Annotated in this window: 24 protein-coding genes; 12 read left to right on the top strand and 12 right to left on the bottom strand. The window is 71.2% G+C overall.

The genetic code is table 11. The features are described from left to right. Positions 1 to 271 precede the first annotated feature (271 nt). Positions 272 to 2,275 (top strand): glycoside hydrolase family 3 protein, encoded by a 2,004-nt coding sequence (locus ACFQUZ_RS21985; RefSeq protein WP_377445329.1) that lies wholly within the window; start codon positions 272 to 274, stop codon positions 2,273 to 2,275. A gap of 9 nt (positions 2,276 to 2,284) precedes the next feature. After that, positions 2,285 to 4,102, top strand: a complete 1,818-nt coding sequence (locus ACFQUZ_RS21980; RefSeq protein ID WP_377445326.1) for a serine hydrolase — start codon at positions 2,285 to 2,287, stop codon at positions 4,100 to 4,102. A 58-nt stretch (positions 4,103 to 4,160) separates the two neighbouring features. Here the strand turns inward: ACFQUZ_RS21980 and ACFQUZ_RS21975 are convergent, their stop codons facing one another. Then, a complete protein-coding gene (locus tag ACFQUZ_RS21975; protein WP_377445323.1) occupies positions 4,161 to 4,766 on the bottom strand; it encodes an NADPH-dependent FMN reductase in 606 nt (201 codons plus the stop codon). A gap of 64 nt (positions 4,767 to 4,830) precedes the next feature. Here ACFQUZ_RS21975 and ACFQUZ_RS21970 point away from each other — a divergent pair, with 64 nt between their 5' ends. Together ACFQUZ_RS21970 and ACFQUZ_RS21965 are read left to right on the top strand one after the other, a co-directional pair. After that, positions 4,831 to 5,220 carry a MerR family transcriptional regulator gene (locus ACFQUZ_RS21970; protein WP_377445320.1) on the top strand — a complete coding sequence of 130 codons (390 nt, stop codon included), beginning with the start codon at positions 4,831 to 4,833 and terminating at the stop codon, positions 5,218 to 5,220. A 66-nt stretch (positions 5,221 to 5,286) separates the two neighbouring features. Continuing rightward, positions 5,287 to 6,417: an erythromycin esterase family protein gene (locus ACFQUZ_RS21965; RefSeq protein WP_377445318.1), complete on the top strand. Its 1,131-nt coding sequence runs from the start codon at positions 5,287 to 5,289 to the stop codon at positions 6,415 to 6,417. Here ACFQUZ_RS21965 and ACFQUZ_RS21960 read toward each other — a convergent pair. Further along, positions 6,414 to 8,144 (bottom strand): PH domain-containing protein, encoded by a 1,731-nt coding sequence (locus ACFQUZ_RS21960; protein WP_377445315.1) that lies wholly within the window; start codon positions 8,142 to 8,144, stop codon positions 6,414 to 6,416. The two genes, ACFQUZ_RS21965 and ACFQUZ_RS21960, sit on opposite strands and share 4 nt — an antisense overlap. Then, on the bottom strand, positions 8,141 to 8,653 hold the full coding sequence (locus ACFQUZ_RS21955) for a PH domain-containing protein (RefSeq protein WP_377445313.1): 513 nt from the start codon (positions 8,651 to 8,653) through the stop codon (positions 8,141 to 8,143). The genes ACFQUZ_RS21960 and ACFQUZ_RS21955 overlap by 4 nt, the downstream gene beginning before the upstream one ends. A 380-nt stretch (positions 8,654 to 9,033) precedes the next feature. Here ACFQUZ_RS21955 and ACFQUZ_RS21950 point away from each other — a divergent pair, with 380 nt between their 5' ends. Continuing rightward, complete coding sequence (locus tag ACFQUZ_RS21950) at positions 9,034 to 9,360, top strand: response regulator transcription factor (protein ID WP_377445310.1); 327 nt, start codon at positions 9,034 to 9,036, stop codon at positions 9,358 to 9,360. On the opposite strand, the gene ACFQUZ_RS21945 is transcribed toward ACFQUZ_RS21950, so the two are convergent. Together ACFQUZ_RS21945 and ACFQUZ_RS21940 are read right to left on the bottom strand one after the other, a co-directional pair. Continuing rightward, positions 9,354 to 9,680: a hypothetical protein gene (locus ACFQUZ_RS21945; protein ID WP_377445307.1), complete on the bottom strand. Its 327-nt coding sequence runs from the start codon at positions 9,678 to 9,680 to the stop codon at positions 9,354 to 9,356. The genes ACFQUZ_RS21950 and ACFQUZ_RS21945 overlap by 7 nt on opposite strands. A gap of 248 nt (positions 9,681 to 9,928) precedes the next feature. Beyond that, complete coding sequence (locus ACFQUZ_RS21940; protein ID WP_377445305.1) at positions 9,929 to 10,687, bottom strand: TetR/AcrR family transcriptional regulator; 759 nt, start codon at positions 10,685 to 10,687, stop codon at positions 9,929 to 9,931. Between the two features lie 78 nt (positions 10,688 to 10,765). On the opposite strand from ACFQUZ_RS21940, the gene ACFQUZ_RS21935 reads away from it, so the two are divergent. Together ACFQUZ_RS21935 and ACFQUZ_RS21930 are read left to right on the top strand one after the other, a co-directional pair. Further along, complete coding sequence (locus tag ACFQUZ_RS21935; RefSeq protein WP_377445303.1) at positions 10,766 to 11,134, top strand: PPOX class F420-dependent oxidoreductase; 369 nt, start codon at positions 10,766 to 10,768, stop codon at positions 11,132 to 11,134. Between the two features lie 115 nt (positions 11,135 to 11,249). Then, positions 11,250 to 12,440, top strand: coding sequence for a VOC family protein (locus tag ACFQUZ_RS21930; protein WP_377445300.1), 1,191 nt, complete (start codon positions 11,250 to 11,252; stop codon positions 12,438 to 12,440). 43 nt (positions 12,441 to 12,483) lie between these two features. Here the strand turns inward: ACFQUZ_RS21930 and ACFQUZ_RS21925 are convergent, their stop codons facing one another. Both ACFQUZ_RS21925 and ACFQUZ_RS21920 read right to left on the bottom strand, forming a co-directional pair. Next, the gene (locus ACFQUZ_RS21925) at positions 12,484 to 13,137 is read right to left on the bottom strand and encodes a TetR/AcrR family transcriptional regulator (RefSeq protein ID WP_377445297.1); all 654 of its coding nucleotides are present in this window, start codon (positions 13,135 to 13,137) and stop codon (positions 12,484 to 12,486) included. After that, positions 13,134 to 14,678: an FAD-dependent oxidoreductase gene (locus ACFQUZ_RS21920; protein WP_377445295.1), complete on the bottom strand. Its 1,545-nt coding sequence runs from the start codon at positions 14,676 to 14,678 to the stop codon at positions 13,134 to 13,136. The genes ACFQUZ_RS21925 and ACFQUZ_RS21920 overlap by 4 nt, the downstream gene beginning before the upstream one ends. A 178-nt stretch (positions 14,679 to 14,856) precedes the next feature. Here ACFQUZ_RS21920 and ACFQUZ_RS21915 point away from each other — a divergent pair, with 178 nt between their 5' ends. Further along, the gene (locus ACFQUZ_RS21915; RefSeq protein ID WP_377445294.1) at positions 14,857 to 15,576 is read left to right on the top strand and encodes a hypothetical protein; all 720 of its coding nucleotides are present in this window, start codon (positions 14,857 to 14,859) and stop codon (positions 15,574 to 15,576) included. A gap of 81 nt (positions 15,577 to 15,657) precedes the next feature. Here ACFQUZ_RS21915 and ACFQUZ_RS21910 read toward each other — a convergent pair whose 3' ends face one another. From ACFQUZ_RS21910 to ACFQUZ_RS21895, 4 genes are read right to left on the bottom strand one after another with little or no spacing between them, the layout of a single operon-like run. Beyond that, positions 15,658 to 16,284, bottom strand: coding sequence for a response regulator (locus tag ACFQUZ_RS21910; RefSeq protein WP_377445292.1), 627 nt, complete (start codon positions 16,282 to 16,284; stop codon positions 15,658 to 15,660). Next, positions 16,281 to 17,558: a sensor histidine kinase gene (locus tag ACFQUZ_RS21905; RefSeq protein ID WP_377445290.1), complete on the bottom strand. Its 1,278-nt coding sequence runs from the start codon at positions 17,556 to 17,558 to the stop codon at positions 16,281 to 16,283. The genes ACFQUZ_RS21910 and ACFQUZ_RS21905 overlap by 4 nt, the downstream gene beginning before the upstream one ends. Before the next feature lie 10 nt (positions 17,559 to 17,568). After that, the gene (locus ACFQUZ_RS21900) at positions 17,569 to 18,033 is read right to left on the bottom strand and encodes an ABA4-like family protein (protein ID WP_377445288.1); all 465 of its coding nucleotides are present in this window, start codon (positions 18,031 to 18,033) and stop codon (positions 17,569 to 17,571) included. A 37-nt stretch (positions 18,034 to 18,070) separates the two neighbouring features. After that, the gene (locus tag ACFQUZ_RS21895; protein WP_377445285.1) at positions 18,071 to 19,003 is read right to left on the bottom strand and encodes a hypothetical protein; all 933 of its coding nucleotides are present in this window, start codon (positions 19,001 to 19,003) and stop codon (positions 18,071 to 18,073) included. Positions 19,004 to 19,206: 203 nt separating this feature from the next. Here ACFQUZ_RS21895 and ACFQUZ_RS21890 point away from each other — a divergent pair, with 203 nt between their 5' ends. The 3 genes from ACFQUZ_RS21890 to ACFQUZ_RS21880 all read left to right on the top strand — a co-directional run bounded on the left by ACFQUZ_RS21890 (position 19,207) and on the right by ACFQUZ_RS21880 (position 21,302). Next, the gene (locus tag ACFQUZ_RS21890) at positions 19,207 to 19,803 is read left to right on the top strand and encodes an amidase domain-containing protein (protein WP_377445282.1); all 597 of its coding nucleotides are present in this window, start codon (positions 19,207 to 19,209) and stop codon (positions 19,801 to 19,803) included. Positions 19,804 to 19,861: 58 nt separating this feature from the next. Next, on the top strand, positions 19,862 to 20,353 hold the full coding sequence (locus ACFQUZ_RS21885) for a hypothetical protein (RefSeq protein WP_377445280.1): 492 nt from the start codon (positions 19,862 to 19,864) through the stop codon (positions 20,351 to 20,353). Positions 20,354 to 20,429: 76 nt separating this feature from the next. Then, positions 20,430 to 21,302 (top strand): hypothetical protein, encoded by an 873-nt coding sequence (locus tag ACFQUZ_RS21880; protein ID WP_377445277.1) that lies wholly within the window; start codon positions 20,430 to 20,432, stop codon positions 21,300 to 21,302. A gap of 4 nt (positions 21,303 to 21,306) precedes the next feature. On the opposite strand, the gene ACFQUZ_RS21875 is transcribed toward ACFQUZ_RS21880, so the two are convergent. Next, on the bottom strand, positions 21,307 to 22,020 hold the full coding sequence (locus ACFQUZ_RS21875) for a hypothetical protein (RefSeq protein ID WP_377445275.1): 714 nt from the start codon (positions 22,018 to 22,020) through the stop codon (positions 21,307 to 21,309). Between the two features lie 74 nt (positions 22,021 to 22,094). Between ACFQUZ_RS21875 and ACFQUZ_RS21870 the strand changes: the two genes are divergently transcribed. Beyond that, positions 22,095 to 22,922: a PIG-L family deacetylase gene (locus tag ACFQUZ_RS21870; protein WP_377445274.1), complete on the top strand. Its 828-nt coding sequence runs from the start codon at positions 22,095 to 22,097 to the stop codon at positions 22,920 to 22,922. Positions 22,923 to 23,054: the final 132 nt, after the last annotated feature.

Here is a 23,054-nt window from a genome sequence, read left to right as displayed (position 1 = left end):
GCCCGCATCCGCAGCGAACGACAACGACGATGGGGCCAACCCGCCACCCGCGCAGCCTGAACCCAACACCCCGAACGTTGGTGGTCACGGCACTAGATCGACTCGATGTCGGCGAAGTTGCGGGGTCGCGCCGTCTCCAACCCCCCTGTTTCGCCGACATCGAGTCGATCTTGGGAGACGTGCCCGTCAATGGGGTCGATGTAGCTAAGCTTCTTGACGACACATTGAGATGTAGCTAAGTTTCAGCCATCCGGCTGAGAGGTCGTCGTCAATGCATCTTCGACTCGTCACCGCGACCGCCCTGGTGGCCGCCCTCGCCACCACCCTCACCCCACTTCCCGTCCAGGCCGGCACCGTGGACCGGCAGACCGGCACGATGGACCGGCAGGCCGGCACCGTGGACCGGCAGACCGGCACGATGGACCGGCAGGCCGGCACCGTGGACCGGCAGACCGGCACGATGGACCGGCAGACCGGCACCGTGGACCGGCAGACCGGCACGATGGACCGGCAGGCCGGCACCGTGGACCGGCAGGTCACCGCCGGAAACCCGGCCCGTCCACCAGGCGAGCACGGGTGGGTCACGTCCACGCTGCGGCACATGAGCCTGCCGCAGAAGGTCGGCCAGCTGTTCAGCACGTACGTCTACGGCGCCGACGCGGCCGAGCCGAGCGCCGCGGACCGGGCCGCCAACCGGGCCGCCTTCGGTGTCGAGACACCGGCCGAGGTCGTCGACACGTTCCACCTCGGCGGCGTCTGCTACTTCTCCTGGTCGCACAACCTGAACGAGCCCCGCCAGATCGCCACCCTGTCCAACGGTCTGCAGCGGGCCGCCCTGGGCGACGGCGCGAAGGGGCGGGTGCCGCTGCTCATCTCCACCGACCAGGAGCAGGGCGTCGTGCTGCGGATGCCGGCCCCGGCGGCGCAGTTCCCCGGCGCGATGGCGCTGGGCGCCGCCCGCTCACCCCGGGCGGCGTACACGGCGGCGCAGGTGACCGGGCGCGAACTGCGCGCCGTCGGGATCCGCCAGCCGTTCGCCCCGGTCGCCGACGTCAACGTCGACCCCGGCAATCCGGTGATCGGCGTCCGGTCATTCGGCGCCGACCCGCGCCTGGTGACCGAGCTGACCGGCGCCCAGGTGCGCGGCTTCCAGGACGGTGCCGGGGTGACCGCGGCGGCGAAACACTTCCCCGGCCACGGCGACACCGACACCGACAGCCACACCGACCTGCCGGTCATCAACCACAGCCGGGCGGAGTGGGACCGGATCGACGCGCCGCCGTTCCGGCGGGCCATCGCCGCCGGCGTCGACTTCATCATGACCGCCCACATCGTGGTGCCGGCGCTCGATCCGTCCGGTGACCCGGCGACCCTGTCGCCGACGATCCTCACCGGCGTGCTCCGCGAACAGCTCGGCTTCCGGGGCGTCATCGTCACCGACTCGCTGAGCATGGCGGCCGTGCGGCAGCGGTACGGCGACGAGCGGGTGCCGGTCCTGGCCCTCAAGGCCGGCGCCGACCAACTCCTCATGCCGCCGAACCTCGAACTGGCGCGGGACGCCGTGCTGCGAGCCGTCGCCAGCGGCGAACTGACCGAACGCCGCATCGACGAGTCGGTGCGGCGCATCCTGGCCGTCAAGTACCGGCAAGGTCTGGTCCGGTCGCCGTTCGTCGACGTCGAGGCGGCGGCTCGGATCGTCGGGGCACCGGCGCACCTCGCGGCCGTCACCCGGATCACCGACCCGACCCTCACCGCCGTCCGCAACGACACCGGGCTGCTGCCGCTGCCCCGTACCGACCGGTCGGTGCTGGTGACCGGCTGGAACAGCGTCGCGTTCGCGCCGGTGGCTACCGTCGCCGACGGCTTCGCCGCGCGTGGCGCCCGGGCCACCGCCCGGCCGGCCACCCTGCCCTCGGACGCGACGATCGCCGCGACGGCCACCGAGGCGGCCGGTCACGACCTCACCGTCGTGCTGGTGAACAAGGCGTGGGACACCACCGTCACCGATCCGCGCGCCACCCAGCGGCGACTCGTCGCGGCCCTGCTCGGCACCGGCCGACCGGTCGTCGTGGTCGCGGTCCGGGACCCGTACGACATCGCCCACCTGTCCGGCGTCGACACCTACCTGGCGAGCTACTCGTACACCCGGGCGGCGATGGACACGCTTGTCCGCGCGCTGCACGGTGAACTGTCCCCGACCGGGCGGCTGCCCGTGACGATCCCGTCGACCGACGGCGGGGTGCTCTATCCGTACGGCCACGGCCTGACCTGGTAGGAGGATCCGGTGCGCGCAGTGCTGTCCCGTCGCCCGTTGCTGCTCGGTGTGGTCGCGACGCTACTTGTCGGCGCCGCGCCGGCCGGTGCCGTCACCGCGCCGGCCGCCGCCGCCCCCGCCACCGCCGCCCCGGCCACCGCCGGCGCGCCACCGACGGTCACCCCCGACGACATCCGGTTCCGGCACGACCGGCTGCGGCCCGGCGATCCCCGCTCGGTGGGGTTGCTTCCCGGACCGGTCGACCGAATGCGCGCCGACCTGGCCGCGTACCTCGAACCGACGCCGGACCACCCGGAGCATCCCACCTACGCGGGGGCCGTGCTGCTGGCCGCCAAGGACGGCGTGGTGGTGCAGCACGCCGCCGCCGGCATGGCGGTGCGGTACGCCGCGGTCGGCCCGGCGCCCGACCGGGTCGGCGTGGAACTTCCCGCCGACCAGCAGATCGCGACGCGGCCGGACACCATCTTCGACCTGGCGTCGGTGTCCAAGCTGTTCACCACGATCGTCGCCATGCAGCAGGTGGAACGCGGGCGGGTCGACCTGGACGCCCCGGTCGCCCGGTACGTTCCCGAGTTCGCCGCCGGTGGCAAGTCCGGCGTCACCGTGCGGATGCTGCTCACCCACACCTCCGGGCTGCCCGCCTTCACGCCACTGTGGAGCAGCTATCCGACGCCGGCCGAGCGGTTCGCGGCGGCGCTCTCCACCCCGGTCACGGCCGAGCCCGGCACCCGGTACGTCTACTCGGACCTGGGGTTGATCTCGCTGGGTGTCCTCGTGGAGCGGGTGACCGGCCGGCCACTTGCCGACCTGGTGCGCGACGGGGTCACGGCGCCACTGGGCATGGTGGACACCGGCTACAACCCGGCACCGGAGCTGCGGTCACGGATCGCGGCGACGGAATACCAGCCGTACGCGGGGCGCGGCATGGTGTGGGGCGAGGTGCACGACGAGAACGCCTGGTCGCTGGGTGGGGTGGCCGGGCACGCCGGGGTCTTCTCGACCGCGCCGGACCTGGCCCGGCTGTGCCAGGCGTTGCTCAACGGCGGCGCGTACGGCGGCCGGCGGATCCTGCGCGAGAGCACGGTGCGGGCGATGCTTGTCAACTACAACGCCCCGCTGGAGGCGGCCTACCCCGAAAGCGATCGAGGGCTCGGGTTCGAGCTGAACAAGCACTGGTACATGATGGGCCTCTCCTCGCCCGTGACGTTCGGGCACACCGGTTTCACCGGCACGTCGATCGTCATCGACCCGCTGTCCCGGTCGTTCGTCATCCTGCTCAGCAACCGGGTGCATCCGGATCGCGGCTGGGGCAGCAACAACGTCGCCCGCCGGGCGGTCGCCCGCGACCTCGCCGAGGCGATGCCGGTGCGGCCCCCGTCCCGCCAGGCGTGGCGGGCCGACCCGCGCGATGCCGCGACCGTCACCCTCACGGCACCGCTGCGCCGGCCGGCGCGCGCGGCCACCGCGACCTTCGATCTGTGGTACGACACCGAGCCGCGCTTCGACCACGCCCGGTTCGAGGTGTCCACCGACGGCGGGCAGACCTGGTCGACGACACCGGTGGTGCTGCGGCACGGGAGCCGGACGTGGCGCGGCGACGGCACGGTCACCGGGTACGGCGGCCGGGTGTGGTGGCGGGTAACGGCGGCGCTCCCGGACGGCGCGACCCAACTGCGGTGGAGCAGCAGCACCGACGGCTCCGGGCAGGGCCGTGGGGTCTACGTGGACCGGGTGGTCGTCGCGGACCGGGGTGGGCTGCTGTGGCACGGCGAGGGCGCCGACGCCGCCCGGTTCGTGGCCGACGGCTGGTCGCCGGCCCGAACCTGACCGGCGGGACGGCCACTGACCCGACCGGTCGCCGGTCCGTCGCTACCGGCGGACCGGCTCAGGCCGGGAAGGGCCGGTTGTGCCGGGCGTCGGCCAGCACCTCCGCCCACCACCGCAGCTCGGCGAGGCTTCCGGCCAGGCCACCGCGGATCCCGTCGTCCGGCGCGTACCGCTGGTGTTCGTCGAGGCATGCCCACGGCGCGGGCAGGCCCATGACCCGGCGGGTGGTCACGACGTGCAGCTCGGCCAGCACGCCACGCAGGTGCTCGATCGCGGCATACCCGCCGTGGACCCCGTACGCCACGATGGTCGCCGGTTTGCGACTCCACTCGCCGTAGTGCCAGTCGATGAGGCGCTTCAACGAGGCGGGATAGCTGTGGTTGTACTCGGGGGTGACGATGACGAAGGCATCGGCCGCCGCGATCCGGTGTGCCACGTCACTCGTCGTCCCGCCACCTCCCGGGTAGAGGAGGCTGTCGTCGGGCAGAGTGGTCTCGGCCAGGTCGATCAGGTCGACCTCGACGGATTCGTCCATGGCGGCGATCACCCAGTCGGCGATCACCGGACCCATCCGGTCCTTGCGCACGCTCGCGGAGACCACGGCGATGCGTACCCCGAGGTTGGCGGCTGGGCGGTCGGGGTGCTGTTCGATACGAGCGGTCATGGCGACCAGGCTCGGGGTTGAACCTTTGTTGAAGTCAAGCGGTGGTGTGGGTAGCGTCCGAATCATGACCGTGACCACGGACCTTCCGACCCCGCTCACCGTCCGCGACGTCGCCGCCGAGAGCGGCGTCGCGCCGTCCGCCGTGCGGTTCTACGAGAACCACGGGGTGATCAGCGCCGCGCGCACCGCCGGTAACCAACGTCGATTCGACACCTCCGCCGCGTGCCGCATCCAGGTCGCCCGCCTCGCGCAGCGGGTCGGCATGACGGTGCGCGAGATCGCCGTCCTGTTCGAGGGACTGCCGGCCGACCCGACGCCAGCGGACTGGAGCCGGGTCGCGCGTCAGCTCGTGACGGAGGCCGAGGAACGGGTGGCGAACCTCCGGACGCAGCTCGCGGCCATGGAGTCCGGCGCCAGGCTCTGCGAGATCGGGAGCCGGGAACCGGCAGGGTGACCCCGCCGGGTAACCGTCGGCACACCGCTTGACTTCACCATATGTTCAACCCCGATCGTTCGACGCATGAACGATCAGTCAACAGACATCCAGCGGGTCGGGCACACCATCTCCGCCCTCGTGAAGGACGCGACGATCGTCGGCCTCGGCACCGGCAGCCGGGCGGGCCACGAACTGTTCCGCCTTGTCGAGCACACCACCCACAACCTGATCGAAAGTGGCTTCCGGGTCATCGCGGTGCTCGACAACCAGCGGGTCGGTGAGAAGCTCGACCGGTTCGTCCAGGGAGCGGACGTGGACCTCGACGCGGCGCTGGGCCAGGCGTGGGGCCCGTGGCGGACGGCCGAGATGCGCGACGCGCTGTCCTGGCTGCGCCGGCGCAACGAGCGCCACCCTGGGGATCCGGTCCGGTTCGTCGCGATCGGTGCTCCGGGAGTGCTGCCCGGCGACTACGACCGCGTGGTGGACCTGCTCACCCGGGTCGACGGGCCGACGACAACCCGGGTCCGGGAGCTGCTCGACCTCGTCCGCGTCGCGCACGACAGCGGCGAGCACGTGCTGCGGGCGCAGGGGACACATCCCGGCGTACCGTTCGTCGAGCTGGCCCGCACGGCGCGGGACCTGACCGCCCGGCTGGCCGCCGGCGCCGAACGCGACGAGGCCCTGTCGCTGCTCGACGCGATGGTGGAGCACCACGCGAACGCGATTGGAGCCGGGTACGACGCGGCGCGCGAGGAACGGGCCGCCGCCGGCCGGCTGCTGGACCTGCAACGCCGGACCGGCGACCGGGTCGTGCTGTGGGAAGGCAGCGCGCACGTCGCGGCGCACCAGAGCGTCATGATGGGCTCCCACCTGCGGACGGCTCTCTCCGACGGGTACGCGGCGGTGCACCTCACGTTCGGCCGTGGCCGGATCCCGGGCCTGGATCTGCCGGACCCGAGCCCGGACTCTCTTGAAGCGGTGCTGCTCGCCGGCGACGGAGAGCCGATCCACGTCGTGGACCTGCGCTCCGGGGTCCCCGCCGACCTGGCCGCCCACGTCGACCGGCCCTCGCGGACCCGGCTGATCTCGGGAATGTACGACCCGGAACACGACGAGGAGCACTACTACGAGCTACCGTCGCCGCGCGCCAGCTTCGACGTCGCCGCCGTCCTGCCCACGATCAGCCCGGTCCATCCGCTGCCCGCATCGGACTAGCGCGGGTCACCGGGTACGGCGCCGGACGTGGCCGCTGGTCGCCGCGGCGCCGACACCGGCTCGCGCCCGGAGTCGTCGACCAGGAAGGGTTCGAGGACTCCGGGTGCCGCCTCGACGGCGAGCCGGATCGCCTCGTCGGCGTCGACGTCGGCTATCTCGTAGCCCCCGTGGCCGGCGGCCGTCATCGCGGACACGCTGCGCAGACCGAGCCGGCGTTGCAGCGGTGACTCCCGGATCGCGATCGTGCTCACCGCCGAGCGTTGCAGCACGGTGGTGGCCCGGCTGACCAGACCGGAGCGGACGACCAGGTAGCCGTCGACGACGGCGTGGCCGAGGGCACGGTAGGCGATCACCGCGGCGCCGAGCGCCACCGGCCAGAGGGCCACGCCGGCCCACACCCAGCCGGTCGGCAGCCCGGCGGCGATGTTCAGCCAGGTCAGCAGGCCGGTCACCACCACGGCGGTCCAGGTGCCCCACCAGAGTCGACGACGCAACGCGGCACGCGGGTGCCCGGTCAGCGCCGTCGCCAGCGGATCGGGGTCGGCCCCGAGGACGGCGGCGGCGACCGGTCGGGCGACGCGGACCGGACCGCGCGGCAGGATGGCCGTGGGCTGGGAGATGGAGTAGACGGACAGGCCCGTCGTGACGACGGTGGTGTCGGCCGCCCCCATCCAACGCCACAACAGCGGCTCGGCGATCTGGATCCCGCGCATCCGGTTGTCGTCCCGGTTGACCTCGCGGGTGGTGAACAGCCCCTTGCGGGTACGCAGCACCGTGCCGTCGGTGCCGGGCACCCGGGCCAGTTCGAAACCCCAGTTCTCGACGAAGAAGTTCACCCCGAGACACACCACGCCGATAGCGCCGACGACGACCAGGCCGATGGCGATGCGCCAGCCCCAGCCGATCGCCGACCAGTCGAGCAGGCCACCGACGTACCCGGCGACATCGAGACCGAACAGGGACAGCAACCAGTAGCCGCCCCACAGCAGGCCGAGCGCCGACACGTACGCCCAGACGTTGAGCACGTTGTAGGCGACCCAGCCGGGTTGGAGCCGGGCGAACACCCGTACCGGCTCGGGTTGGTGCCGGACGTCGCTGGCGTCGGCGCCGGCCCGCTCGGCCGGGTCAGGCTGGTCCGCCCGCTCGGCCGGATCGTCGTGGTCCGCCCGCTCCGCCGGCTTGGCCCGGCCAGCCCGGTCAGCGATCTGGTCGGCGGCCTGGACCGGCGGCCGCTGCGGGGTGCGCCGCGACAGCAGGTGGCGCAGCGCCTCGGCGTCCCGGGTCAGGACCGCGTCGAGGGTGAGGGCCTCACCCTCGGTCGACTGTTGGCCGGCCCCGATCGTCACCACCCGCAGCCCGGCGAGCCGGTGGCGCAACTTGGCGTGGACGTCGACGCTGCGGATCCGGTCCCGCCGGATCACGCGGTGTTTGCGGACCAGGATCCCGGTCCGCACCTCGACGTGTTCCCCGGTCATCCGGTATCGGGTGATGGCCCAGCGGATGGCGTCCGTCACGGCGGCCAGGACGCTGCCCACCGCGGCGGCGACCACGGCCCACAGCATCCCCCCGTCCGGGCGCACACCGAAGACCCCCACGGCGAAGCCGAGCGGGACCAGCGACAGCAGTGCCCTGACGCCGTCGACCCAGATCACCCGCCGGTGTAGCCGTTGCCAGGGCGGGTCGTCCGTGAGCGGCGCGGACGGGGCCTGCCGCAACGCCTCGCTCATGTCGCGTCACCAGGCGTCCGCCGGGTGATGGCGGTCAGCTCCTCGGCGATGTCGGCGGCGACGATGTGGTCGAGCCCTCCGATGTCGATGGTGCCCTTGGCCGAGGCGGTGGTGACCCGCAGCGTGGACAGGCCGAGGAGCTGCTCGACGGGACCTCGGACGGCGTCGACGGTCTGGATCCGGGAGATGGGTGCGGCCCGCCATTCCCGGACCAGCCAGCCGGTCCGGGCATAGACGGCGTCGTCGGTGACCTCCCAGCGGTGCACCGCGTACCGCCACCACGGCTCGACGAACGTCTCCACCACGCCCGAGACGACCAGGACGGCCAGCACGACCACCAGCCAGGCCCGGGCCGACTCCCAGCGGGCGTACGCGAAGACCAGGCCGGTCAGGATCGGCAGGTGCAGGGCCACGGACCGCAGGATCCACCAGGTGATCGCCCGTCGCTCGACGCTGTGCCGGGGTGGGCGCAGTCGCAGCGGGGTACGCTGCGCGGGCGGGGCGGTCATCGTTCCTCCCGGCTGGTGGCATGGTGGCTGCGGTTCAGCAGCCGCGACTGCGTAACCAGATCAATGTTGTCATCCACTGTCCACAAGCCGGCCGTCGACGCAGCGCGTGATGATCGTCTGATGTCCGGCCCGGCCGCCCGGCACTGTTCGGTCATGACCGCGAGCCCCCCGGGCACGGTTGCGTCCGGCCGCCGGTCGGTCCTTGGGTCAGCTTGCCGGTTCGTCGAGGAAGGCGAAGGCACGCTGTCCCCCTCAGCCGCGTCCGAACCGCTGATGCGACGCGCGGCGATGCCGAACTGAAGCAGCCGTGAATGCATGCGCCCATAGACTCGCAATTAGGTCAGCATCGACTATTACCACGGTACTGGAGGTGACTATAAATGCTAATCCGCGAACCAGTACGGCTTTGCCATCAGTGCCCGATACGGCAGCAAGAATCATCCGTCGAGGCCATCGTTCCAGTCGCCATGCAACGGCACCTGAGCGCTCGCGAGTTGCAGGTAGCGGTACTCGTGGTCGTCGGCAGAACCAACGAACAGATTGCCCGAGAGCTGTTGGTCGGAACATCCACCATCAAGAAACACATCACACGAATCCTGGCGAAATCAGGTTCGCGCAGCCGCACCGAGTTTACAAGCAAATGGTGGGCGGGCGGCCCACTACGTGGACACGCCCGACCGCCGTCAGTGGCCCCAGTCGATCAGTAGTAATGTGCGTACAGACGCCACGGCTTGGACTCATTAAGATGCGGCATATAGCTGCACTCGTAGCCGCCCCACGTCCCGACGCGCCGGCCGTACTCTCCGGCATCCGTGCAGTCTCTAAGGGTGTAGAACATGCCGACAACCCCCCAGAATCCCTGAATGCCGGCACCCTGCGTGTCCGCCGAGCGGGCTGACGGCGCCGCCTGCGCGACCCCGCCGTGAACCAGTGCCGGCGAAAGCACGGCAAGGGTCATGGCCAATGCCACGACAGCGCGCTTCATTAGGCCCTTCACATCTTTTCCTTTCTCGTCGACTGCGAACAATGCTAGCCACGGTCAAAGCGGCGGAAAATGGTCCGAAGGTGGACCGCCGTGAGTTTCGCGGGCCAGGTCGGTGTCGCGTAGTCGTCGCATTGCTGGGTCATGACGCGGACCAGGTCGTTGTCCGCGAATCCGCGGCTATACAAGGGCGGCGTAGGGGGTGACCACCCCGATCGGTAGGGCAGGCGCCGGGCCTGACGCCAGAAACACCCACAGTCACCGATCACAGGCCTGCGCGGCGACCCGGCTTGTCAGAACCGTTCAGCGGGCCGGTCGGGATTGGGCGGCCACGTCGGCATTGAATGCGGAGCGTGATATTGGTCGGTGGTCTCCGACTGCGAATCGTGGTGACATCCCGGTGAGTTGCCGAGGTGGTCCCGGCGCCCTTTGCGCTGGTCCGCACCAGCCGACAAGGTCGCGGTGAGCAAAGCGGCAAGATGGTCCGCGAGGCGAGCGCGGGACCACTTCCGCTCGACCACGAGGCGTTCAAGCAGGTCAAGGGACATGAGTGCCCAGACCATGTCAGTGGCCGACTCGATGGTCCAGTCTGCGGCGAGCCTGTTCTCGTCGGCCAACCAGGTAACCAACCGTTGGCTGCCGAGCCGCCAGTTGCGCATGGTGGTCTGCCACAGTTCGGCCGCGTCCGGGTCGGTGTGGCGAGCGTGCTCGATCGCGCGCAGCACACCGAGTATCCGCGGATGTGAGCGCGCGATGTGGGCCGCCCATTCGTGGAGCGCTGCGACGGAATCGGGGCAGTCCCAGACCGCCCGCAGTGAGGTGGCCAGCTCCTCCGTGGAGCCAAGGCTGCGGTAGAGGGCGGTGAGCAACTCAGCCCTGTTGGAGTAGTGCAGGTACACCGCACGCCGGGAGATGCCTGCCCGTTCGGCGACCGTCGCCATGGTCAGGCCATCGAAACCCCGCTCCTCGATCAGGTCCCGCGCCGCGGCGAGCAACGCGGAACTGGTCCGACGGCTACGGGCGTTCTGAGGTTCCTCGATGGCCTTCGCCACGCCGGCCTCCTTGCAAAGAACTACACATCATGTGTAGCTTACTAAATGCACACAGTGTGAAGTTGGAAGGATGGCGGAATGACTGGATCTGGTTCCCGGCCGTTTGCGAGCCCCTTCACCGACCAGGAGTTGGCCTTCCTGCGAACCAGGAAGGTGCTCGGGCGGCTGGCCACGGTGGGATCGGACGGGATGCCGCATGTGACCCCAGTTGGCTGGAGCCTCGGCCCGGACGAGGCGAGTATCGAGATCAGCGGACGGAACTTCGCCGCGACCAAGAAGTTCCGCGATGTCGCCCGCACAGCCCGGGCAGCGATCGTGATTGACGAGGTGCTTCCGCCGTGGCGCCCGCAAGCGGTCGAGATCAGGGGCCACGCGGAGGCCATCGGCGGGGCGAATCCAAAGATCAGGATCTATCCGGACCGGGTGGTGTCCTGGGGGCTGGACTAGCGCCGCGCCGGGGACCGCGAGGATGAGCGCTTCGCGCCTGAGGTAGGCACACACTGGCGGGACAGCGTTTCTATCCGGGAGGAGAACGTCCGGAACGGTCTCTACAGTACCGGGCATGACAGGGATCGGACCGGATTGGCGGCTGGTCGATGGTGTTGCGACGGCGTGGTTCGACACGCCGTCGCTGACCGAAGGTGCTGCGCTGGCCGGGCGCATCGTGGAACTGTCGGCCGAGATCGTGGTCGACCTACGCGCGACAGGGGTGCGGGTGCGCCTCGACTCGGACGGGCACGCCGAGGCGGTGTCGGCGGTCGCGCGGGGTCTCGGGCTCGCCGCGAACCCTGCCGTGCCGCACCATCTGAGCGTCGTGTTCGAGACCGCGGACCCGCCTGCGGTACGGCGGTTCTGGCGGCGCGTGCTCGACTACGCGCCCGGGGAGGGCGGCGGTCTGGCGGATCCGTTGCGGCGCGACCCTCCGATACGGATCCGGCAGTCGACCGAGCCACGGCCGTTGCGGAACCGCATCCACCTCGACGTGGTGCGGCCCGCCTCGGCGGTCGAGCAGGCGCGTCCCGGCGAGGCATCGGGACCCTTCGGGGTCCGTCACACCGACCCCGACGGCAACGAGGTCGACCTGGTGCCGGGCTCGGCGCTCGGCGAGAGGATCGGGACAGCCGACTGGCAGGCGGTGTTCAGCGCGATGGCGTGCTACCGCGTCGCCTCGCGGACGCAGCAGCGTGACCTGGTCACCGCGGCAGCGGCGCTGGCCGACGACACGGGCTTCCCGCTGATGGTCGACCTGCGTCCCGGGCTCGTGATCATCGACAGTGGCAAGGACCAGTGGGAGGACGACGCGCACGGCCTCGATCTGGATTTCACCGATCTCGCCGGGCGTATCCAGACAGCCGCCCGCGAACTCGGCGCCGCTGCGGATCCGAAACTGCCACGCTTCGCTCAGCTCTTCCTCGACGCCGCCGACGTCGCCGCAGTCCGCGCGTTCTGGGTCGCCGCGCTCGGATACACCCCCGACCGGCGAGCCGGGGTCAGCGACATCCACGATCCGCGGCGGCTGAATCCGGTACTGGTGTTCCAGGGACTCGACGCGTCGGAGACGGACCGACGCCGGCAGCGCAACCGCATCCATGTCGAACTCGCTGTGCCGTCGGACCTCGCGCAGGCACGCCTGGCCACGGCTGTCGCGGCCGGTGGCCGGCTCCTCGACGTGTCCGCGCACCGCTGGCGGATCGCCGACCCCGAAGGCAACGAGATGGTGATCTCCAGCGCTCAGACATCGAGGACCAGATGATCTGGCACGGAGGGAAGCATACCTTCTGGGCCACCGTCGCACGTCATGCCGGTGTCTCGTCGGCGGCGGTGTGGGGCGGCAGCCGGAAACCCACCTGGGTCAGCAGGCGGTGCAGATAGCGGCTGATGGTGGCGGGCTGCAGGGTGTCCGGTTGCACGAGCAGTCGGTACATGATGGCGCCCTCCATCATGTCGATCAGCACGTCCACGTCCGCGGCCGGATCGAGCAACCCGTCGTGTTGGGCCTGGCGCATGACGGCGGCGGCCCGCTGGCGGCGTGGCCGCAGATAGCGGCGCCAGTAGACGTCCAGCAGGTGGGGATGGTCATGGCCGGCCGCCGTCATCCGGGCGGTCAGGGCGCGCAGGCGGGGATCGGCCAGCGCCCTGCCCCATACCGGCAGTAGCTGCTCGATCGACTCGCTGAGGCTGCTGTCGCGCTCATGGTCATCGACAACGGTGGGCAGGTCGGCGCGGACGGACTCCAGGGCGTGCGCAAGCAGCTCCTCCTTGGTACGCCAGCGCCGGTACACGGTCACCTTCGCCACGCCGGCGCGCTTGGCGATCTGTTCGATGCTGGTTTGGTCGATGCCACGCTCGATGAGCAGGTCGATGGCGGCGCGGAGGATGGCGGTGTCGGCGTCAGGGTCCCGTGGGCGGCCCGGTCCGTCTCGCCGCGGGGTGCGCGGACCGGCACTCATGCGGGCACTCCCGGGCGGATCAGCGCCCGGGTCAGCCACCCGCGCAGTTCTGAATGGTCAGCCGGCCCGTGCCAGCCGAGGTGTCCGTCCGGCCGGATGAGCATCGGGACCGGGTGCGCGTCGTCGTCGGGGTGAAGCAGGGTGACCCGGTCGCCGAGATATGTCCTCGCCGTGGTCAGGAGCGCGGCGCCCGTGTCCTCGTCGCGCGGGCTCAGCAGCGCCCAACGGCCACGAAGCTCGGCATGCAGCCGCGTCGGGCTGCCGTCGGTACGTAGGCAGGTGCGGTCCGGCACCCGATCGCCAGGGCGTAGCCCCGCCAGTTTTCGGCGTCCGCCGAGGGGGCCCTTGCGGTAGGTCACCCACAGCTGTGACGCGTTCCTGGTGGCCGTGCGATGCACCGCCGGCAGGTTGAGCAGCGGGACGAAGATCCGGTCCCGGACCAGGCGCGCCAGCGCTCCCTCCCCGACCAGGATTTTCGTGTTGGTGGTGGTGTTCTTGAGCACCTCGGCCGCCAGCGGGCGTCGCTCGTCGGTGTAGGTGTCGAGCAGCGTGTGTCCTGCACGGCCTTCGATGACCAGGGCGAGTTTCCAGGCCAGGTTCTCCGCGTCGCCGATCCCGGTGTTCATGCCTTGCCCGCCGATCGGGCTATGGGTGTGTGCCGCGTCGCCCGCGAGCAGGATTCGTCCCCGGCGGTAGTCGGTGGCCAGCCGTCGGTGGATGCGGAACACCGATGTCCACACCGGGTCGGACAGCTCGACGCTGGTGCCTCCGGTGCGTTCGGGGATCAGGCGCGAGAACCGCTGGATGATGTCGTTCTGGCCGAGGCGCCGGTCGGTGCCCAGTGGAGGCACGTCGGCCATGAACCGCCACAGGTTCCCCCGGTCCGGATCGCCTCCGCCGGTGTCCCGCATCGGGATCGCGAGCAGGATGCCGTCCCGGTGGAACCAACCGGCGGACGTCGAACGGTCCCGGTCCCAGCGTGCCCGCACATCGGCCAGCAGGAACTGCTCCACGACCGGTACGCCGGGATAGTCGATCCCGGCGTGACCACGTACCGTGCTGCGCGCGCCGTCGCAGCCCACGGCCCAGCTCGCGCGCAGCGGCGCGGAGTTGCCGAGCCGAGCCACGACGACATCCTCCGTCGCGTCGAGACCCGTGAGTTCGGTGCCCCACTCGACCGTCACGCCGAGGCTTTCCAGCCGTTGGCGCAGGTGCTGCTCGATACGCGCCTGGGACACGAAGAGCGCCTGCACGGACTCGCCCATGACCGGTGCGAACCGCATCAGGGCAACCCGCTGGCTGCGGACGTGCATCGCCATGCCCATCGGCGCGAGCGCCTGCTGGGCAAGGTTATCCAAAGCACCGAGTCGATCCAGAACCTCGACCCCCCGCGCGTGCAGGATGTTCGCCCTGGACGTGTCGGCCGGTCCGGCGGCCCGGTCCACCACCCGGACCGCCAGGCCCTGTGCGGCGAGGGCGCAGGCCAACGTCAATCCGGTGGGTCCGGCACCGACCACCAGGACATCGGTCGCCTTCGACATAACCCCTCCAATACGATACGCAGCCGGAAGCGTATCGTATTGCTCGTGACGGCCCACCGGGCACCACCGCCTGGCGGGACGAGTCCCGCGCCGTCGGCCCTTGACGTGCGTGGAGTTTGTGGAGCGCGACGGCCGGGCAGTCCGCGTACGGGAGCCGGAACCAGAAACGGGTGATGCCATGCGCCGGACGCGAGCCCTGACCACCGCGGTGGTCGCCCTCACCATGATGGTGACCGGCTGCACCACCGGCAGTGGGGGTGAGCCGACGACCGGCGGCAGCACCCCGCCGACGACATCCGCCGATGACGCCACCGCCGCGCCCACCGGGCCACCGTCGCCCACCGGGGCGGCGGTGATCCCCGCCTCGGCGCTGCTGCAGGCCACGGATCTCGGCGGCACGAGCCCCAAGCCGGCGGAGGACGGCGACAACGCGAACCTGCGGCCGTTGCGGCCCTGCGACGCGCGCTATCCCAGTGACGCGACCCGGACCGCGGCGGTCGCCATGAAGACGGTGGCCAGCCCTTCCCCCGGCTCCGGCGAGACGCCGAACGTGGTGCTCCAGTACGTCGGGCTGCATCCCGGTCGGGCGAAAGAGGCGTACGCGGACATCGTGGCGGCGATCCAGCGGTGCCCGGGCGGCCTGGGCAAGGGACAGTACAAATGGGAGACGGCCGGCAGCGGCATCGCCGGGGACGAGTCGCTGCTGGTGCGGATGTCGGAGCGGGTCAGCTATGGCGACGCCGACCCGAACGTCGTGACCGTCCCGGTCGTGCTGGCCCGGGTGGGTGACCATCTGCTGGTGCTCGCCGATCTCGGTTGGGAGAACGCCGGCGGTTCCGAGGAGTACGTCCGCGCCCTCGCGCCGAAGGCCGTCGACCGGCTGCGGACGGCGGGCTGACGCCGCCGGTGTGCCGCCGGGATGGATGACGCCCAGCCCGATTCCAGACCCCGCGTGCAGCCCCGCGGTCCGTACCCGCGCTCAGACGCCGCGGGCGTACAGGGCCAGGCGTACCCGGTTGGGGCTGTTGGTCTTGGCCATCAGGCTGGTGACGTGCGTCTTGACCGTGGTGACGCCGATGTGCAACCGGTCGGCGATCTCCGTGTTGGACAGACCTTCGGCGACCAGGTCGAGAACGTCCCGCTCCCGCGCGGTCAGCCCGTGGAGCGGGCGAGACGGCTCGGTCCGCGCGTGCACTGCGCGCTGCACCAGGCGGCGCAGCACCTCCGGGCTGAACGGGCTGTCACCGGCGGCGGCCCGGCGGATGCCGTCCAGCAGGTCGGTCGGCGGGGCGTCCTTGAGCAGGAATCCGCAGGCGCCCGCGGTCAGCGCCGGATAGAGGTGGTCGTCGTCGCCGAACGTGGTGAGCACCAGCACGCGCGCCGCCGGGCGGTCGGCGAGGATGCGGCCGGTGGCGGTGATGCCGTCGACGCCGGGCATCCGCAGGTCCATGACGACGACGTCGGGTACCAGCCGGGTCGCCAGGGTGACGGCGTCGCGGCCGTTGTCGGCCTCGCCGACCACCTCGATGTCGGGTTGGGCGTCGCAGAGCATGCGCAGGCCGGCGCGGATGAGGTGCTGGTCGTCGACCAGCAGGACACGGATCATGTTGGTTCCGGTGCGACCGCGGAGCTGTCGGCCGGGACGGCCACCGGCCTGTCGGCCGGCGGGTCAGCGGTTCCGCCGGTCGGTGCGCTGACCGGTGCCGACCCGTCGGTCGACGCGGGAAGGACGGTCGCGACCCGCCACCCGGTGCCGGTGGGGCCGGCCGTCAGGCGACCGCCGAGGACCTCGACGCGTTCCCGCATTCCGGTGATGCCGTGACCGCCGCCGGGCGGCACGACGACCGGCGGCGATCCGGATCCGTCGTCGGTGACCTCCCAGTGCACGGCGCCGTCGACGACGGACGTCGACAGCCGCGCCCGCGCGGTCGTGCCGGCATGCTTGACCACGTTGGTCAGGGCCTCCTGGGTGAGTCGCAGCACCGCCATGCCGCGTACCGCGTCGAGTGAACCGATCCGCGGGTCGATGTCGGCGTCCACGGTCACGCCGGCCTGCCGGGCCCGGTCGACGGCCGCGCCGAGGGCCGCCGGCACCGCGGCCGGTTCGATCGCGGTGAGCGCCGCGTCGCCGCGTACGCCGGCGGGGTCGCGCAGCACCGCGACCAGCCGGCGCAGGTCCGCGAGCGCCGCGGTCCCGGTGCCGTGTACGTCGTCGAACACCTGCTCCACCCGGGGGTCGAGGTCCGGGAGCACGTGGCGGGCCACCCCGACCCGCAGCACCATCGAGGCGACGTGGTGGGCGAGTACGTCGTGTAGTTCGCGGGCGATGGCGCCGCGTTCGTCGGCCCGCGCCGCCCGGCTCTCCGACTCGCGCCGCCGCTGCTCCTCCTCCGCTCGTTGCTGGGCCTGCTGGGCAAGTTCCCGACTGGTCCGGATGACCAGACCCAGCAGCACCGGAACGCCGACCTCGACGATCAGGCCGACGACACCGGAGAGCACCTGGCGCGACGCATCGCCGATCGAGTCGGTCAGGTCCACCACCGCGAGCAGGCCCGCGCCCAGCCAGATGACGCGCCGGCCGCGGGCCCAGAGGACCACCTCCAGCAGTGCCCAACTCGCGCCCACCTGGTTGATCGTCACGTCGTCGACGGTCCGGAACGCGACGGCCAGCAGCGCGGTCTGCGCCGCCAGGTTGACCAGCGGCCGGCGGTGCAGCACCGGCGCCACGGTGAACGCGGCCATCGCGAGGATCCACTGCGCGGCCGGTCGTGGGGTGTCGGCCCGGTGGGCGAAGAGCAGGTAGCAGACGCCGCTCACATCGAGCAGCACCATTCGTACGAGGTTGTCCCGCACGTCGAACAGTCGCCCCGCCCAGCCCATCGCGATCAGCCTAGGCCCGCTGCTCGCCGGCCGGTACGGCGGCGGTGGGTGCGGCTGCCGGCTGGTGCCATCGGGTCCGGACCGCGAGGTAGGCGGCCAGGCCGAGTGGCCCGAGCAGGATCGTCAGCACCAGCACCGGGGCCATGACCAGCGCCGGCACTCCGCGATCCCGGCTGTCGAGCCAGGCCCACCGACCGACGAACAGGTCGAACGCGATCATGTGCGCCCAGGCTGCCGCCGTGCCGTCCGGGGTGCCGAGCAGGTCACGTACGCCGTCCAGGGTGGGCGACGCCACGGCCGGCAGCACGTCACCCATCGCCGGGATCACCAGCAGCGCGTAGATCAGCACCGGCGGCAGCACGATAAGCGGCGAGCCGATGATCCGGCGCGTCCAGGACCAGGACGGCAGCAGGATCATCAGCGCCCAGAACGGCGCGGCCACCACGAACGTCAGCGCGAACAGCGTGCCGGTCATCGATATCCTTCCGGGGAGGATTGGTGGTGGGCGGGCGTCAGGCGGCCAACGCTAGTTCCGGGCGACGCCGGCGGGCCAGGGTCAACACGGTGGCGGTCGCGGTCCCCACGGCCAGGGTCGCCGTGGCGGCCAGGGTCAGCGCGTCGGGCCGCAGCAGCGGTTGGCCGCGCAGCGCCTGCCAGGTCAGCAGGATCGTGAGTGCGCCGTAGGCGACGCCGGCGATGGTCAGCAGCCGCGTCCGGGTGCGTTCGTCGAGCCGGTCGCTCAGGCGGCGCAGCAGGATCGCCAGGATCGGCAGGGCCTGCAGCGCGTGCAGTCCGACGAAGTGGCCGATGCGCAGGTCACCGCCGACGGTGCTCCAGCCGACCAGTGGCAACCCGGGTCCGCCGTCCGGGACGCCGACGCTGTGTGCCCCGCCGACACCCTCGATGTCCGGGGCCTGGCTGGGCAGGACCATCGGGACGGCCACCAGCATGCCCAGGAGGGACAGTCCGATGCCGAGCGCGACGGCGCGGGCGGCGGTCCGGTCGGTGGGCGGCCGGCGCAGCAGCGCGATCCCGATGACGAAGTGGGCCACGAACAGCACCATGATCGTGGACCCCAGGGCTATCACCAGCGCGATGTTCAGCGGGCTGGTTTCGTTGTAGTGGCTGGTCGTGCCGCGGATCACCTGCGTCACGATGATCGTCATCTCGATGAGGGCCATCGCGACGATGACCGTGGCGGCCCGTTCCGCGACCCGGCTGCGGCGCGGCAGCAGGGACAGCATCCAGGCGAGCGTGGTCGCGTACAGCGCCAACGAGACGGAGAACTTGAACGGCTTGAGCCAGATCGGTGCGCCGGTGAGGACGCGGGAGTCGGCGACGAGGCCGACCGCGCAGACGACGGCGAGCAGTGCCATCGCCGCGACGAGGATCATCAGGGGCCGGTGCCAGTGCGCCGCCCGGCGCACCGCGGTTGTGGAAGTCATGCCTGTAGATGTTGGTGGCGGTGCCGGCGTGGGGCGCCCGACCGGAGGCCCGGGTCGCGTCCGGGGGTCGGAGGCGGGCCTCCTCCCCTGGTAGGAGCCCGGGTACGACATCCCGGCGGGCGCGACGTGAACGGCGGGGACGTCGGTCGTGGGTTCGCCGTTGAACGGGCAGCGCCCCGAGCGGGCGGGACAAGATCGACCGGGTGGGTGCGACGAGCCGGGCCGGTCGTCCGACCGATCGTCCACTGCCGATGCCGGACGACGTCGTGCGGCCCCTGGGCGGCGAGGGACCGCCGTACAATTACCAGGCGATGGTCGATTTCGCCCTGTACTACGCGACCGATCATGCGGTTTCCTACAAGCGGGACACCAACGACTGCACGACCTTTATCTCGTGGGCGTTGTGGACCGGCCGTTACGCTGAGGATGGTTCCCAGGACTATCCGGCGGTGGCCTGGAACCACGACGACTACGATGTCTGGTATTGGCGGTGCAACGACTGCAACCCGGTCCACTCGTACACCTGGGGCGGGGCGACGAACTGGAATATCTACGAGAACAACTACGGCGGCCGGGTCACCTTCATGGAATACCTCGAAGACCTGTTGATCTCCGACGTGATGCAGATGGAGATTGACGGATACGGCGAGACCGACGCCCCGGACCACACCATGATGGTGACGGGACGAGGATCGGACGGGTGGCCGCTGCTCAGCTATCACAGCACGGACACTGAGAACAAGCCGTTCTGGGACATCATCAGCCAGAACGACGGTCCGTACTGGGCTGCCCGCACCTGACAGCCCTCCAACCGACGCCGAGGAGGCGACCACCATGCGCCGGACGGTTCGAGTCATCATGGCCGTAGCGGTTGCCTCCTCGGACCTGGTCGGATGCGGGTCCGACAACACACCGCGCGCCGACAGCGGTGGCGACCGGTGCCCGGCCCCCACCACCGACACCGTCCGGGAGCAGGCCGCCCGGGCGGCGGCGGTGCTCCGGGTCACCGTTCGCGAACAGGCCCTCCTGTCCGACGGTGTCACCACGACCCGTGGCCTGGTCGCCCGGGTCGACGACGCCATCGCGGGAAGCGCCCCCGAGCGGGCGGCGATCTGGCCCGGCGTCGACACACCGAGCGGCGACGAACTGCTCAGCCGGGAGACGAGCCTGGTGGTCTTCGTGACACCGCACGAACGGCAGACCACGATCGACGGTACGACGATCGTCGGCTACGACATCTCGGGCCCCAACGGCCTGCTCGCGCGTGTCCCCGACGGGCTCGTCCGCGTGTGTAAAGCGGGACAGAGCAGCCCCGCCGATGAATCCGTCCTCGACGGCATCGGCTCATGACGGTGGTCGCCCCTCGGCATCCCGGCGGGCGTTCCGGAGCCACGGGTGACCGTGGCGGTGTGGTTGACTCACCGCCGTGGATCAGCCAATCACCACCCCGATCGCCGACTCGGACGTCGTGGCGTCCCTGTCCGAGCTGCCCGGCCTGGTCGGCGCGTTCGTCGCCCCCGACTCCCCGGGAGTGTCTCGGGTGCCCGAGCCGTGGCAGCCCATCGCCCGGTCGAGCGACCCGGCGAGCCGGTGCGCCACCGCGCTGGCCCGGTGGAACGCGGAGTTCTGCGACAAGGTGCCGACGTTCATGGCCGCGTTCCGCGCCCAGTTGGCCGACGTCCGGGTGTGGCTGACCGACCGGGGCGAGCACCTGCTGGTGTACGTGGTCCGGGACGGCGACTGGCAGGCGTGCTGGATCGGTTGGGACCCGTGGTCGGCCGGGCCGAAGCCGCGCTTCTGGGAGCATTTCCCGGGGTGGTTGCGGGCCTTCCTGGACGAGGTGCACGGCGGGTTCACCCAGCCGTGGGGCAACAGCGGGCCGCTGTCGCGGGAGGACATGCTGACCCTTGCCGAGATCGCGGATGAGCCCGACGGGATCCCGGGTTGGCTGGACGCGTGGGACGACCCGGCCGGCCGCATCTGTTCGACGCGGCTGGTCCGGATCGCCACCAACGGCGGCAACCTGGACTACTGCCTGTCCCCGGACCTCACCCCCGAGCAGGTCGCCCTGGTCTACGAGGGCGACATCGACCCGCAGGACCTCGCATCCGAGCTGGACGACCTGATGTCGCGGGACCTGGACCCGGAGCGGCGGGTCGAACCGATGCGAGCGCTGACACCCGACGAGGCGCGGGCCCGGCAGGAGCAGTGGGACGAACTGCGGGCGTTGATGGACAACATGCCGGAGGCGAGGTACGCCGAGGCGGTGTACGTCACCGACGAGGACGACCGGCGGTAGGTGGTCACACCAGCAGCGTCTCCCGCAGCCTCGCGCCCAGGTTGATCCCGCCGACCATCCGGTGACCGGTCGGGTCGTACACGCCGATGGTGTTGTTGCGACGCATCAGCTCGCGGACCGCGGGCGGCAGCCGCGGCGGATCGTCCATCGCGGCGAGGACCCTTCCGGTCGACGAGACCAGCCGGTCGGCCAGCGTCGCGGCGTCGGTGTCCACCGGCACCCGGCCGTACTCCCAGCCGGCGGCGGTGAGGTCGAACACCTCGAACAGGCGGGTCGCCAGCGGGTCGGGGTCGGTCACCCGGTCGAGCCGGTCGGCCCGGTCGCCGATCACCACGACGGCGGCGGCGAGCTGCGCGTACGGGTGGAAGCCGCACGGCAGCGTGAACAGCGGCCACCGCAGCGCCGGCCCGGCCTCCTTCCACAGCGGCCGGTAGTTGCGGCGGTGGACGATGAGCCGGCGACCGGTGCGCCGGTGCACGTCCTGCGCCTGGGCCTGGAGGTCCGCGTGCGCCTCGTCGGCGACCTCGGCCACGATCCGGGTCGCCACGCACAGGCCGTCGTCACCGTCCAGCACCCGGACGATCGCGTCGACCTGGTCGGGGAACCGGACCTGGACGCGGGCCCCGAACCGGTGCCGGACGTCCCGCAGCAGCGCCTCCTGCCGGCCGGGATCGAGTTGGACCCGCCCGCCACCCAGCAGTTTCCGGAGCCACCGCATCTCGCCTCGATTCCGTCGCCGTTGCGAAACGCGGCTAAGGCTAGTGCGTCGGACGTTCCGCATAGGCTGGTGGGGTGGATGAACGATCTCTGACCTTGATGGCGGTGCACGCGCACCCCGACGACGAGGCGACGAGCACCGGGGGCATCCTGGCCCGGTACGCGGCGGAAGGCGTCACGACGGTTCTCGTGACCTGTACGGACGGTCGGTGTGGCGACGGGCCGGGCGGGGTGAAGCCCGGTGACCCGGCGCACGACCCGGATGCCGTGGTGGCGATGCGTCAGGCCGAGCTGGACGCCAGTTGCAAGGCGTTGCGGGTCACTCACCTGGAGACCCTCGGCTACCACGACTCCGGGATGATGGGCTGGGCGACGAACGACCTGCCCGGCGCGTTCTGGAACACACCGGTCGCGGAGGCGGCCGACCGGTTGGCGGAGCTGATCCGGCGATACCGGCCGGACGTCGTGGTCACCTACGACGAGAACGGTTTCTACGGGCACCCGGATCACATCCAGGCGCACCGGATCACCATGGCCGCTGTCGAGCGGACCGGTATTCCCGCGAAGGTGTACTGGACGACCGTGCCGCGGTCGGCGTTCCAGGAGTTCGGCCGGGTGATGAAGGAGATCGGGGTGGAGTTTCCCGAGCCGGCGGAGTCGGCGGAGATGCCGCAGCTCGGCCTGCCGGACGAGGAGATCACCACCTGGGTGGATACCCGTGACTACGGGGTGCAGAAGTTCGAGTCGCTGGCCGCGCACGCCAGCCAGGCCGAGAACATCTTCTTCCTGCAGCTGGGCCAGGACCGGTTCACCGAGCTGATGGGCACCGAGACGTTCGTGCGGGTCCGGGACACCACCGACGCGGCGACGCCGGAGGACGACCTGTTCGCCGGTCTGCGCTGAGCGGGTCGCGGTTCCGCTTCCCCACCGCGGCCGGGGAGCGCCCGGCCGGGTTCCCACCCGCTCGGCGATGAGTTTCCGGCCGGGCCACCGTCGTATCGGTGGGGGTGGCCGGTGGTCGCCGTGGTCGAGAGC

This window comes from Plantactinospora sp. GCM10030261 (assembly GCF_042666615.1).
Lineage (GTDB): Bacteria > Actinomycetota > Actinomycetes > Mycobacteriales > Micromonosporaceae > KBS50.
Note: the sequence above shows the minus strand (reverse complement) of the source record. Positions and strands in the feature narration are given on the sequence as shown.